This is a genomic window from Flavobacterium piscinae (assembly GCF_004122145.1).
GTDB classification, from domain to species: Bacteria; Bacteroidota; Bacteroidia; order Flavobacteriales; family Flavobacteriaceae; genus Flavobacterium; species Flavobacterium piscinae.
The window spans coordinates 123124-136226 of record NZ_SBKQ01000004.1 but is presented as its reverse complement, the minus strand read 5'-3'; the positions used below and the strand labels follow the sequence as shown (position 1 = coordinate 136226).

The following is a 13103-nucleotide window of genomic DNA, read 5'->3' as shown; positions in this document are numbered from 1 at the left end:
GTTATACCAAATAAAAAAAGCCCCATAAGTGAAGCTTTAATCAAGATTGTATGGGCAAAGGGTTTATTGTTCCAATTCTAAAACCAACATCCAAGCATCTTTATTGTGCGATTGCTTAATCGATTGTAAAGCACTTTGTGCTTCCTCAATCGTAGCATAACTTCCATAAAGCACCGGATGTAAGCCGTATTTATTTGGACTGATTTTTTTAGCATTATAGCCCAACTCTTTCAGAGATTGTAAGGCCCTTTCTGCATTTCTTATTTCTTTAAACGCTCCGGCTACAATGTGATAATGAAATGACCGATCGGTTGTTTCTTCCACATTCATAGAAACAGAAGGAATCGGACTTTCAATAAAAAAAGTGGCTTGTTGAATTTTATCTTCTACTTTTTGCTGAACGCTTTTTTCTACCAACAATGTCTCCGCTGCAATTTTGTTTTCGTGCCAATCAAGACCCTGCTTACCTAAAACGCCTGTGATTCCAATGCCAACAGCAAAAATGGCGGCATATTTTATCCAAGGGTTTGCTTTACTTCTTTGTTCAGGGGTAAATTGAATCGGAGCTTTTTCTTCTAATTGTTCGACTTCTTTTTTAAATGTTTCGCGTTTGATTTGTGGAGAAACAAAAGAGGTCAAACCGAAAGAATGTGTAGAATAATTTAAACTGTCTGCCGGTTCAAAAAGCAAACTGCTTTCACTATTTAAAGAAAGTTTACCAATATTTTTTAGCAAAATTGACTCACTTTTTTGAATGGTATATTTCCAAGAGGTTACTTCTTCTTCAATCAAAGCTATGGCTTTTTCATAATCAATTTTCTCTGCAAGAGCAATGTGATTAGCCAAAAGACCATCGTTGTTCTTTAAGTGAAAATTAAATGAAATTACTTTTTTGGGCGGATAAAAAGTGTTCGTGTCTTCAGAAAGACTTGCCGAACGGTTTTCAGTTAAAAACGCACCAAAACCCGGAACCGTAACACACTGGTACCGATATAATAATTGGGATATATACTGCTCCATTCTCATAGCAACAAAGAAAAAATATTCAACTGCCGAATCAAAATTTTATCCACAAATTTTATTAACAATTTAAGGTAAATTGATAACTATTTCGGCTTCATTGAATTAGATTTTTTGATATACATTTCTATAGTAGTCCAAATTCATTTTTCGAGTAATTTTTTTATTAAAAATTTTTAAGAAATAGAAAAAAGCTGTTTCTTTGAAATTCAATTATACGCCATGACAGATTCTGAATTATATTACACGCTTGCGTTACTTCAAGTAGAAGGTGTTGGTGACATTGTTGCCAAAAAACTCATTCATCACTGCGGTTCTGCAGAAAAGGTTTTTCATACAAAAAAGAACAAGTTAGCATCCATTGACGGTATCGGGGAGGTTTTGATTAAAAATCTAACAAATGCATCTGTTTTTAAATTAGCGGAAGAAGAAATAAAATTTATTGAACGGGAAAACATTACTTTCTGTTCATTTTTAGAGGAAGCCTACCCTGAACGACTCAAACACTGTATTGACGGGCCGACCGTTTTGTTTTCTTCCGGAGAAATTGATCTACATTCCAAACGAACCATCAGTGTTGTTGGAACGCGACAAATCACGAGTTACGGGATTGATTTTTGCAAAAAACTAATCGAAGAGTTGTCACCGTTAAATCCGGTAATTGTGAGTGGTTTTGCCTATGGTGTGGACATTGTCGCTCATCAGGCAGCTATGGAAAACAACCTGCAAACCATTGGTGTGTTGGCTCATGGGTTGAATCAAATTTACCCAAAAACGCATAAAAAATACGTTGCCAAAATGGAGAAAAACGGTGGGTTTTTTACCGAATTTTGGAGTTCTTCGAATCCGGACAAAGAAAATTTTGTGCGAAGAAACCGCATCGTAGCGGGTATTTCAGAAGCGACCATCGTGATTGAAAGTGCCGAGCGAGGAGGCTCACTCATCACCGCAACCTTAGCCGGCGATTATAACCGCGACGTGTTTGCCGTTCCGGGACGAACCACGGATAAGTACAGTTTGGGATGTAACAATTTGATTAAAACCCAACGGGCTCACCTACTCACCTCAGCAGCCGACTTAGTTTATATTTTGAATTGGGAATTGGAGGCTAAGCCCTCTAAATCAGTTCAAAAACAATTGTTTGTTTCGTTGGAGGAAGAAGAACAAAAAGTCTATGATTATCTGTTGAAAAAAGGAAAAGAACTCATGGATATTATCGCTTTGGAATGCGATTTTCCCATCTATAAACTCTCCGGGGTTTTATTGAACATGGAATTGAAAGGAGTTGTTCGTCCGTTGCCGGGGAAATTGTTTGAAGCAATTTAATTATTGCAATTTTTCCCAAACCACTTCATATTTCGCATATTGACCGTTTTCAATGGCTTCGATGATATAAATTTTTGGAAAAAGTTGATTGATGTTTTTTGTAAACTTTTCTTCTTCTTCGCGGGAGATCATTTCATCTAACGTAATCATTTTATAGCCGGCTACCACTGAACCATCCACTGTTTCAAAATGATTTTTTTTGAATTCAAACACAAAAATATTTCGGCATAAAATAAACCGGGTGATGTTGATTTTACGATGTCTTTTTTGAGAATAATCCAGTTTTATCTTTTTAACGGGTTCCACCCGTTTTACCGGAAATTGGCAGCTTGCGGTTTCGTTTTGGTTAAATAAAATATACACCGGTTCCTGTTTCTGACTAAATCCGAAAGCGAAAAAGAAAAGAACAAAAACCGTGATATACTTTTTCATTTTATAAAAAACCTAATTTGTTGCGTACGCGTTTCAAAACAGCATCGGCGATTTTTCCTGCTTTGGCAGCTCCTTCGGCTAAAGCATCATCCACTTCGGCTAAATTAGCCATGTAATAATTATATTTTTCTCGTTCTGTTTTAAAACGTTCTAAAATCAATTCATACAAGGCTTGTTTGGCATGGCCGTACCCATAATTTCCACCCAAATAATTGGCGGTCATTTGTTGAACTTGTTCCGCAGAAGCAACTAATTTATAAATGGCAAAAACCTTGCACGTTTCCGGATCTTTGGGTTCTTCCAACGGTTTGCTGTCAGTTTCAATCGACATGATTTGTTTGCGTAAGGCTTTGTCGTCCAAAAAGATGTTGATGATGTTTCCTCTGGATTTGCTCATCTTATGTCCGTCTGTACCGGGAACATACATGGTTTCTTTTTGAATTTGAGCATCCGGAAGCACAAATGTTTCCCCCATTTGATGATTAAAGCGGGAAGCCACATCACGGGTGATTTCCAAATGTTGCAACTGGTCTTTTCCTACCGGAACCACTTCGGCATCATACAGTAAAATATCGGCCGCCATTAACATCGGATACGAAAAAAGACCGGCGTTCACATCTTCCAAACGGTCGGCTTTGTCTTTGAAAGAATGAGCTAAGGTCAACCGTTGAAAAGGGAAAAAGCAACTCAAATACCACGACAATTCTGCCGTTTGAGGCACGTCGCTTTGACGGTAAAAAATGACTTTATTGATGTCTAATCCGCAAGCCAGCCACGTGGCAGCCACACTGTAGGTGTTTTGACGAAGACTTTCGCCGTCTTTAATTTGCGTGATGGAGTGCAAATCGGCAATGAATAAAAACGATTCGTTTTCCGGTTTGTTGGCCATTTCTATGGCAGGCAAAATCGCCCCTAATAAATTTCCTAAATGCGGTGTTCCGGTGGCTTGTATTCCGGTTAATATTTTTGGCATAATGAACGGGTTGTAAAAACGCAAATTTCGGAAAGTTTTTGAAAAACACCGCTACTTATTAAGGTTAAAAATTTTTTTGCCACAGATTCACAAATTTTAACTCCTATTTAACCTGCGAATCTGCGGTAAAATTTCATAATATAACCTTGTGTTCATTTGGTCTGCAAACCAAGTCTAGGGTCTTCAAGATCTCAATTGTTTAGTTAATACGGGAATAAACTTATTTTTATGATTTTAAAATCACTTTGGTTTCCTTACATTTGGCTTCATGAAATTTGTTAATCTACTTTTTTGGTTGCTTTGGCGGATATGGTTTTATATCGTGTTGGCATCCATTATCATGCTGCTTTTCCCACTATTAATCATTTCTATTTTAAAAGAAGAATGGTATCCGTTTTTCTTTCGTTTGGCTCAACTTTGGGCTTGGGGAATTCTCTACGCGATGGGATTTTACCCCAAAATTGTTCGTGAACAAGAATTTAAAAAAGGAGAAAGTTATATGTTGATTGCCAATCACACCTCCATGACCGATGTCATGCTGATGTTAATTATCGCGAAAAATCCGTTTGTTTTTGTGGGTAAAAAAGAACTTTCCAAAATCCCGTTGTTTGGCTTTTTCTACAAACGGACGTGTATTTTGGTGGACCGTGACAGTCCGAAAAGCAGAATGGAAGTTTACCAAAGAGCCCAAAAACGGTTAAATCAAGGCTTAAGCATCTGTATTTTTCCCGAAGGATTAGTGCCGGAAGATGAATCCGTGATTTTAGCGGATTTTAAAGACGGGGCCTTCCGGTTGGCAATTGAGCATCAAATACCCATTGTTCCGATGACATTTTATGATAATAAAAAACGGTTTTCCTATACTTTTTTCAGTGGAAGTCCCGGCATCATGCGAGCGAAAGTACACGAATTTATTCCCACCGCCGGCTTTACGGTAGACGACAAAAAAGCAATCCGCGACAAAGCATGGGATGTGATTTACAAAGAATTAAACAAAGAAAACAATTAAATCTTGAACCATGTAAGTCATATAAGACTAAAGTATTTCAAACTTATATGACTTATATGGTAAATTAATCATCCTTTTTTTTGGTATTAAAATTGCTCATCATGTTGCGATAGGTCCAAACCGATTTGTTCGGATTCTTCCGAAACACGAAGGGGAATAATCACATTCGTAACTTTATACAACAGCATTGACCCAAAGAAAGTAAATGCCGCTACTAACACCAACGCAATCATGTGGTGACTAAACACACCCCAACCGCCGTGTAGCAAACTGGCGTTTTCACCTTGAGCAAAAATAGCGGTTAAAATCATCCCCATGATTCCACCGACTCCATGGCATGCAAACACATCTAAGGTATCGTCGATGGATTTGAGTTTTTTCCAATACAGCATTTTGTTGGAAACAATAGCGGCAATGAAACCAAAGAAAATACTCTGAGGAATAGTCACAAAACCTGCTGCGGGCGTGATGGCAACCAAACCCACCACCGCACCAATACACGCTCCCATGGCCGAAACTTTTCTGCCGTTTAATCGGTCAAAGAAAATCCAGGTAAGCATGGCTGAGGCCGACGCAACGGTGGTGGTGGCAAACGCCATGGCTGCGGTAGCGTTGGCGGCTAAAGCTGAACCGGCATTAAACCCGAACCAGCCAAACCAGAGCATTCCGGTGCCCAGTAATACAAACGGAATATTGGTGGGAATGTGCTCGCTGTTTTTGCGTTTGCCTAAGACTAATACTCCGGCTAAAGCCGCAAAACCGGCACTCATGTGCACCACCGTTCCTCCTGCAAAATCCTTCACGCCAAAATAAGTGCCTAACAAACCATTGGGATGCCAAACCATGTGGCACAGCGGGGTATAAATAAACAAAGTAAACAAACAAATGAATAACAAATAGGAGATAAATCGAACGCGTTCTGCAAACGAACCGGTAATAATGGCCGGTGTTATCACGGCAAATTTCATTTGAAAAAGGGCAAAAAGAATGAACGGAATGGTAGAAGCCATTTTCGCATGGGGTAAAACGCCTACTTGGTCCATGAAGGCAAATTGAAACGGATTCCCGATGAGGCCATAATGTTGTCCGTTAAGGGTAAAACCGTATGAATCGCCAAAAGCCAAACTGAATCCGACGATGACCCATAATAGCGACACCACACCCAAACAGATAAAACTTTGTAACATGGTGGAAATCACATTTTTTTTACCCACCATTCCCCCATAAAAGAAGGAAAGTCCGGGTGTCATTAATAAGACCAAACAGGAAGAAGTGAGCAACCACGCTACATCAGCGGTGACAATCGTGTCGGCTGCGTTAAAAGTGGCAGATGCTATGGCGGGAGTGGTTTCCCAAAACAAACCGCTTATGGCTGCAATGCTGATTAAGACAAATGAAATGACCCAACGTTTTTCTATTTTCATAATTATCCCTATTTTTAAAGGGGTAAAAATAATAAAATATTATTTTATTCAAACACAGCTATATAAAAAAATGGGGGATTATTTAAAAAAACTTTATTTATTTTGTTTTTACCCCACTCAATTTATTGTTTAAATATGTTGTTGTTTTTTAATTATATTTGGTTTTCAATTTAGAAACAATGCAGACACCAACTGCCAATTACATAGCAAATTTATCGGAGGAAAAAGAAAAGGCAATCGCACATCAGTTAGCCCACTTGATTGATACGCACTTGGCTTTTACTGAATCAAAAATCTGGCATGCTCATCCCGTTTGGTTTATTGACGGTAATCCGATTGTGGGTTTCAGCAAACAAAAAGCCGGCATCCGATTGATGTTTTGGAGTGGTGCCGATTTTGACGAAGCACAATTGTCCGTTCGTGGGCAAAAGTTCAAAGATGCTTCGATTTTCTTCAATTCAGTTTCAGAAATCAATGAGGATGATGTAAAACGCTGGCTACAAAAGGCGGAAACCATTCAGTGGGATTATAAGAATATTGTCAAGCGGAAAGGGGTTTTGGAACGGTTGAAGATTGTTTAAGGGTTTAAATGTTTAAGAGGTTTAAACACAGATTTAAAAAATTGGAGAAATAAAAACTCAATTTTTTTAACATTAAGGAAATAAGACGCTTCGCTTATTTTTCATTAAGGGAAATAAGGTAGTTTAAAGTTTAAAAGAGGTTGAGAAATCTGTAATTAATAGCACTATGAAAGCAATACAAATTACGATTGATGCTACAGTGAATCAATCACCTGAAGTCGTTTGGGATCATTATACCAACGCCAAGCACATTGTCAATTGGAATTTTGCCAGCGACGATTGGCATTGTCCAAGAGCTGAAAATAATCCGGTTATTGGTGGAGCTTATTTTTCCAGAATGGAAGCGAAAGACGGCAGTTTTGGTTTCGATTTTAGAGCCACTTACGATGACTTAATTCCGAATGAAAAATTGGTATATACCTTGGAAGACGGCCGAAAAGTGACCACATTATTTGAAAAAGTAGGTAGCACAACCCAAGTTACTACGGTTTTTGAAGCAGAGAATCAAAACCCGTTGGAGCTGCAAAAAGACGGTTGGCAAGCGATTTTGAATAATTTCAAACGCTATGTGGAGGAAGCTAAAAGTTAATCTACTAAAAACGTATATGACTTATATGTTTAATTTTACCATATAAGGCATATAAGTCAAATTTCTAAAACCTCAGCACCTAAAATAAATCAACATGAAAAAATTAACGTATTCCATAGCCATTAACGCCAAAGCCGAAAAGGTGTTTTCTACGATGATTGCGAAAGCTACTTACCAACAATGGACAGCGGCATTCAATCCTACATCCACATTTGAAGGCGGTTGGAACAAAGGTGAAAAAATCCACTTCATCGGAACGGATGAAAACGGAAAAAAAGGCGGCATGGTTTCCCGCATTGCTGAAAACATTCCCAATCAATTTATCTCCATTCACCATTTGGGTATTTTGGATGGCGACAAAGAAATCTTGGATGGTCCCGAAGTAGAAGGTTGGGGCGATGCTTTGGAAAATTATTCCTTTTCGGAAAACAATGGCGTTACAACGGTGACAGTTGAAATGGACACCAAAGAAGATTATGCGGATTATTTTGATGGGACATGGCCGAAAGCATTGGCGATTTTGAAGGAGTTGTGTGAAGATTAGTTTAAAAGGTTAAACGTTTAAAAGTTTAAAAGGCAAGGCGAAATAACTTTGTATAGGAATTGAATATAGCTTTACTACGACTTTGACACGACTTTCATCAGGCTTTGATCAGGGGATGGTCTGCCATACGTATACTATAACAGTACTATACTAGTACTATACCTATACTATATTGATGAACTACTAAAAGGGAAAAACAAAAAAAGGAAGTAACACCGCACCGGTAAATACTAAAATACCGCTACACACACAAAGATAGTTTTTTTGGTGAAATAGACATGTGTTTTTTACGCTTTTTTGGGTGAAGTAGTGGTTTACGAGCACCTTGGTTTTGAACCCCTCCTTTTTTTGAAAAGTAGCCTTCAACAAAGTGTACCACAACCCCGAACCCATCTCGAACGAAACCCGAACAAAACCCGAAGGAAATAGGAACCAATTAGAAAGTGGCTAAAAACCTGCTCTGACCAGTATTTACAATGTATTGGAACACTTTTTACAAGTAGTATCAACGTTTATAAATGGTTTGGTTTTACTAAAAGCATTGATTTTAGGGAGGTTTATGGAATTTTAGTACCACAACCCTTAAGGAATTGGGTAGGAAAAGGTAAAATTTCAGCTCCCGAGATAGTAGTGAATGAAGTCATTTTCGGTCTCGTTTTCAGGGTTGAATTTGAGGACGAATTGAGAAAGGATAAAGTCTATTTTTTGTTTTATGGTTGGGGACAGTTTAGCTCATGTAAGAAGTCAAATGTGGGCTTGTTTCGTGAAATCGTCATTAAAATAGAAAAGTATATCTTCTGTGAAACGATCATAATAGGAATGATGGGTTTGGTTTAGGAATTTTTGGAGTTAATTTATTCTGCAAAAATTATGTTACAATCATAATTTTCTGATTTGAATTTTATTTGAAGTAATCCAAAGAATTTCAATTTGGTCTCCAACCTTTGCATTTATGTGACTAAACCAATTTCCAATCAATTTCAAATTACCATTACCATTAAATTGTTTTGCATAAATATCACCAGCTTTATTACAACCTGTAGATTTTAAAGTGATATTATTTAAAAAGCCGTCAGTAGATGAACAAATGTATACGTTGTTTCCTCCAACTAAATTACTATTGGTTATATTCAGTCTTCTTGCCTCTTTAGCAGGTATCTGTAAATAACCTTCACCATAAATAATCCCTCTGGAATTTGTATGTCTAAATGAACCCCATTCTAGATGTGCTCTTTTTAATGTTGTTATAAAACGATCGCCACTTTTTGCCATTTTTTACTTTTTTTATTGATTTTCATTTATGAATTTTTCATAACTATCAGAACCGGCTTTGTCGATTTTGAAGTTGTTTTCATCCTTTTTTGTTATCATTACACTATCAAAACCGAGTTCTTCTAATTTTTTTATTGTAGCTAATTCGCCTTCTTTTAAGTTTAGAATTTTTCTTAATAACCAATCTGATAAAGCCTTATTTGGGTTTGTCATTAATGCTTTAGAATTTTCTTGACAAACTTTTGCATTAAAAGTTTCACCACTAGGAACAGTTAAGTTAAAACCCTTATCTCTTTGTGGAAAAAAATTAGGATATAAATGATGAATAATTATTGGAATCGGTATGTAAACTTCACCGAAATCTCTTTTTCTTCCACCGGCATTCCATTGATTTAAACCACTTTTTTCAAACACAAATTTTTTCCCATTTTTTAAACCATAAAGTGGTAAAATCACATAATTTTCACCTTTAACTAATAAATCTTTTGAAGTTGAAAGGTCTTTGTATTCATTAAATATTTGTAACAGCAAAGTATAAGGGTCCTCAATAATTTCAATAGGTATATTAAAAGTATTTTTTGGAACCTCAAACTTTCTGAAAAGTGTACTTTTTGAAAAATTAAAAGAGTAAAAATTTTTTCCATCTTCAAATTGAATACCAGCAGCTGTTGATTTGATAGAATTAATATTATTAATGTTTATTAATTCATAGTCCGTTTCGTATAGAAATAGTTCGTTTTTTTTTCTGGCAACAACATGATAAAGTGAATTTTCTGTATTATATAATCTTTTTGCTAATTCAATTCTTTCATTTCTAAATTCTGCCAATTTAATTGCAAGGTCTTTTCCTTTTAAATTTTTTAATTGGTTGGAAAGTTTATTAAATTCAGCAATTTTTTCAGTGCTAGAATTTTTTTCGCAAATAAATGTTTTTAAACCAACTCCTATGTTAAAATGTTTAGCATCAAAAGCACTATCTCCTCTTGACAAATTTTCTGCATTAAAACTTCTACAAAAAATATTTTCAGCTGCTCTATAATATAAATATGGGACACGACTTTCGCTAAATAATCCAGATAATTTGGAAACAGCGGAAAGTAATTTTATGTAATTTCCATTATTTTCTATATCAATTTCAGCAAATGACTTCATAAAGTTTTTAAAATTTCATTAGCAATTCTTTCGATTAATGTTGTTGTTACTGAGTTACCAGCTTGCATGTATAATCCACTATTCGAAATATTTGGTAAAATATATTTGTCAACTGGATATCCTTGAAAAGCAAAGCATTCTTTTGGAGTTAATTTTCTTATCCCATAATCATCTAAAATTAATGGTACATTGTGACCTCCTGCTCCCATATTTGCTGTTAAAGTAGGACACATATTATTCTTATTTTCTCTTACATAAACTCTCCTCCATTGATAAATTGTATCTTTTGATGTTATGGTTTTTTCTAACTCAGGATAATATGGATGATTTTTTTTATAATATAAATATTCTGCTTGTTTACCTTTTTCTAAAACATCATGAATTGTTTTAGTCAAAGGAATTGGCTCTGGGAACTTAAAATTATTGTGGTTTGTTACTTGTTTTGGGTCAAAAGCTACAATAAAGATTCTTTCTCTATTTTGTGGAACATTAGCATGTGTTGAAGAATTTAGAACTTTTGTATATGTTTTGTAACCTAATTTTTCCTCTAAGATTTCAATAATTATTTTAAATGTATTTCCATTGTCATGAGAAACTAAATTTTTCACGTTCTCTAGAAATACCACTTTTGGCCTATGTTTTTCAACAATTTTTTCAATATCAAAGAATAATGTTCCTCTTGTATCATGAAATCCTTTTCGATAACCTGCAATAGAAAACGCCTGACATGGAAAGCCAGCACAAAGAACTTGAAAATCTGAAGGGATGTAATCTTTTGTATATTCTTTAGTAATATCTCCAAACGGTGTTTCACCAAAATTAGCTCGATAAGTTTTTTTTGCATTTTCGTCCCATTCACTGGTGAATACGCATTTTCCTCCTAAATTTTGCAATGCAAGTCTAAAACCACCAATTCCTGCAAATAAATCAATAAATTTAAAAGTGTAATTTTCAGGAGTTGGAAAAGGTACATTTTCAACTTCAAAAAGAAGTTGTTGCAAAGCAACATCGGAGACTAAATTTAATTTTTCTTCATGATTTTTATACTCAACGATTTGATTTAGATATTCAATCGCATCTTTTTCATAATGTTTTTTTACACCATTTCTGTAATTATGAAGATAATGAGTTAAAATAGCTTTCCTATTATCATCTTCCTCAACAAAACGAATTTTAAATTTTTTGTTGTCAAATTCCTCAATTGATATTTTCTCCTTCATTTTCATTTTTTAAAAATTTTATCATTAAAGAATCCGGTAAAATCAGATTCCAAGGCGGTTATTATTTTTTCCATAATTTCTATGGAAAGGTTTCTTTTTCCTTTTTCGATGTCAGAAATATAGTTTCTGTCTACGTTGGAAATATTCGCTAAATGCTCGATTGACATGGACTTTTCTTCTCTGAGTGTTCTGACTTTTTGTCCAAATTTTTCTTTGATATTCATGTTTTTAAAATTATTGTTATGCCTACAATTGACCCGCCTACTATTGTAAGCATAGATTATTATTTATTAACTATTTTTCAAATGTAACTTTATGTTTGTTGGTGAGATTCCTCCTGCGTCGGACACAAGAGCTTTGCTCGAATTGGCGAAGCAATGACAAGATAGCGGAGAGATTCCTCCTTCTTCGCACACGAGAGCTTTGCTCGAATTGGCGAAGCAATGACAACATGGCGAAAAAAGTTAGGCTTTACTTTTCATCCGGCACCGCATATTTTTTACCTTTACCCCATGCAAGTCAAAACCAAAGCCCTCGTGATTTCGGCGTTAAAGTACCAGGAAAAATCCCTGATTGTGAAGTGCTTTACCCGCACCGATGGGGTGAAGAGTTACTTTGTGCCCAACGCGTTTTCGAGTCGGAAAAACCAACAAAAGATTGCCTATTTTCAACCGCTGACGTTGCTGGAAATCGAAGCAACGCATAAAAACCAAGGCAAACTGGAGTACTTTAAGGAAATCCGTATCAGTCAGCCGTATGTGACGTTGCCGATCAATGTGGTGAAAAGTTCCATTGTGCTTTTTCTTTCAGAAGTGTTGCATCATTGCATTCAGGAAGAAGAAAAAAATGAGGCGTTTTTTGATTATTTAGAAACGGCCTTGCTGTGGTTAGACAGCCACGACGAAGTGGCCAATTTTCATTTGATTTTATTGCTGGGCATGACCCGCTTTTTAGGGTTTTATCCGGATATTTCTCAACAAGAAGCTCCCTTTTTTGAATTGACCGAAGGGGTGTTTACCGCCTACCACGGCGTGAGTTGCCTCTCGGAACACGAAACGGGGTTGTTTAAAAAATTACTTTCGTTAAAATGGTCGGGTGATACGAAGTGTTTTGTGGCTGCAGAACGGAGGGTGTTATTGGGGATTTTAATGGATTATTATGCGTTTCATTTGGATGGGTTTAGGAGGCCGAAGTCTTTGGAGGTGTTGGGGGAGGTGTTTTCTTAGGTGCTGAGGTTTTTTAACCGCAAAGGGCACAAAGGAGGTCGCAAAGAGCACAAGGACGCTTCGCTTTTTTTTGGGAACGCGGATTAAACGGATTAAGTGGATTTTCACAGATTTTGATAGATTTTGATAGCTTCGCTATAATGGATGGAAGCGGATTCTATACATCTTTTTTTTAGTTTTTTTCTTGATGTTTTTTACCACTAAGGGCACGAAGGAGGTCGCAAAGGACACAAAGAAGCTTCGCTTTTTTGGGAACGCGGATTAAACGGATTAAGTGGATTTTCAAGGATTTTGATAGCTTCGCTATAATGGATTTCCAGGGATTCATAACTGCT

At 36.3% G+C, this 13103-nt stretch carries 14 protein-coding genes; 6 read left to right on the top strand and 8 right to left on the bottom strand.

The features are described from left to right. Nucleotides 1-63 precede the first annotated feature (63 nt). The gene (locus EQG68_RS04945; protein WP_317125510.1) at nucleotides 64-1020 is read right to left on the bottom strand and encodes an HU domain-containing protein; all 957 of its coding nucleotides are present in this window, start codon (nucleotides 1018-1020) and stop codon (nucleotides 64-66) included. A gap of 222 nt (nucleotides 1021-1242) precedes the next feature. Here EQG68_RS04945 and dprA point away from each other — a divergent pair, with 222 nt between their 5' ends. Beyond that, nucleotides 1243-2346: a DNA-processing protein DprA gene (gene dprA, locus EQG68_RS04940; protein WP_129463674.1), complete on the top strand. Its 1104-nt coding sequence runs from the start codon at nucleotides 1243-1245 to the stop codon at nucleotides 2344-2346. Here the strand turns inward: dprA and EQG68_RS04935 are convergent, their stop codons facing one another. Together EQG68_RS04935 and trpS are read right to left on the bottom strand one after the other, a co-directional pair. After that, the gene (locus tag EQG68_RS04935) at nucleotides 2347-2778 is read right to left on the bottom strand and encodes a hypothetical protein (protein WP_129463673.1); all 432 of its coding nucleotides are present in this window, start codon (nucleotides 2776-2778) and stop codon (nucleotides 2347-2349) included. 1 nt (nucleotide 2779) lies between these two features. After that, a complete protein-coding gene (gene trpS / locus EQG68_RS04930) occupies nucleotides 2780-3751 on the bottom strand; it encodes a tryptophan--tRNA ligase (RefSeq protein ID WP_129463672.1) in 972 nt (323 codons plus the stop codon). Nucleotides 3752-4019: 268 nt separating this feature from the next. Between trpS and EQG68_RS04925 the strand changes: the two genes are divergently transcribed. Next, nucleotides 4020-4760, top strand: coding sequence for a lysophospholipid acyltransferase family protein (locus tag EQG68_RS04925; RefSeq protein ID WP_129463671.1), 741 nt, complete (start codon nucleotides 4020-4022; stop codon nucleotides 4758-4760). A gap of 86 nt (nucleotides 4761-4846) precedes the next feature. Here EQG68_RS04925 and EQG68_RS04920 read toward each other — a convergent pair whose 3' ends face one another. Then, nucleotides 4847-6184: an ammonium transporter gene (locus tag EQG68_RS04920; RefSeq protein ID WP_129463670.1), complete on the bottom strand. Its 1338-nt coding sequence runs from the start codon at nucleotides 6182-6184 to the stop codon at nucleotides 4847-4849. Between the two features lie 179 nt (nucleotides 6185-6363). Here EQG68_RS04920 and EQG68_RS04915 point away from each other — a divergent pair, with 179 nt between their 5' ends. From EQG68_RS04915 to EQG68_RS04905, 3 genes are all read left to right on the top strand, one after another. After that, nucleotides 6364-6765: a DUF1801 domain-containing protein gene (locus EQG68_RS04915; RefSeq protein ID WP_129463669.1), complete on the top strand. Its 402-nt coding sequence runs from the start codon at nucleotides 6364-6366 to the stop codon at nucleotides 6763-6765. A 166-nt stretch (nucleotides 6766-6931) separates the two neighbouring features. Beyond that, nucleotides 6932-7354 (top strand): SRPBCC family protein, encoded by a 423-nt coding sequence (locus EQG68_RS04910; protein WP_129463668.1) that lies wholly within the window; start codon nucleotides 6932-6934, stop codon nucleotides 7352-7354. Between the two features lie 94 nt (nucleotides 7355-7448). After that, nucleotides 7449-7898, top strand: coding sequence for an SRPBCC family protein (locus tag EQG68_RS04905; protein WP_129463667.1), 450 nt, complete (start codon nucleotides 7449-7451; stop codon nucleotides 7896-7898). 879 nt (nucleotides 7899-8777) lie between these two features. Here the strand turns inward: EQG68_RS04905 and EQG68_RS04900 are convergent. Genes EQG68_RS04900 through EQG68_RS04885 form a run of 4 tightly spaced genes read right to left on the bottom strand, consistent with a single transcriptional unit; the run spans nucleotide 8778 to nucleotide 11766 of the window. Then, nucleotides 8778-9170, bottom strand: a complete 393-nt coding sequence (locus EQG68_RS04900) for a hypothetical protein (protein WP_129463666.1) — start codon at nucleotides 9168-9170, stop codon at nucleotides 8778-8780. 12 nt (nucleotides 9171-9182) lie between these two features. Continuing rightward, nucleotides 9183-10322 carry a phospholipase D-like domain-containing protein gene (locus EQG68_RS04895; RefSeq protein WP_129463665.1) on the bottom strand — a complete coding sequence of 380 codons (1140 nt, stop codon included), beginning with the start codon at nucleotides 10320-10322 and terminating at the stop codon, nucleotides 9183-9185. Next, on the bottom strand, nucleotides 10319-11548 hold the full coding sequence (gene dcm / locus EQG68_RS04890; RefSeq protein ID WP_129463664.1) for a DNA cytosine methyltransferase: 1230 nt from the start codon (nucleotides 11546-11548) through the stop codon (nucleotides 10319-10321). Before dcm ends, EQG68_RS04895 begins: the two co-directional genes overlap by 4 nt. Next, entirely contained in the window at nucleotides 11545-11766 is a 222-nt protein-coding gene (locus EQG68_RS04885; RefSeq protein WP_129463663.1) for a helix-turn-helix domain-containing protein, read from the bottom strand. Before EQG68_RS04885 ends, dcm begins: the two co-directional genes overlap by 4 nt. Nucleotides 11767-12054: 288 nt before the next feature. Between EQG68_RS04885 and recO the strand changes: the two genes are divergently transcribed. Further along, nucleotides 12055-12768 carry a DNA repair protein RecO gene (gene recO / locus EQG68_RS04880; RefSeq protein ID WP_129463795.1) on the top strand — a complete coding sequence of 238 codons (714 nt, stop codon included), beginning with the start codon at nucleotides 12055-12057 and terminating at the stop codon, nucleotides 12766-12768. Nucleotides 12769-13103: the final 335 nt, after the last annotated feature.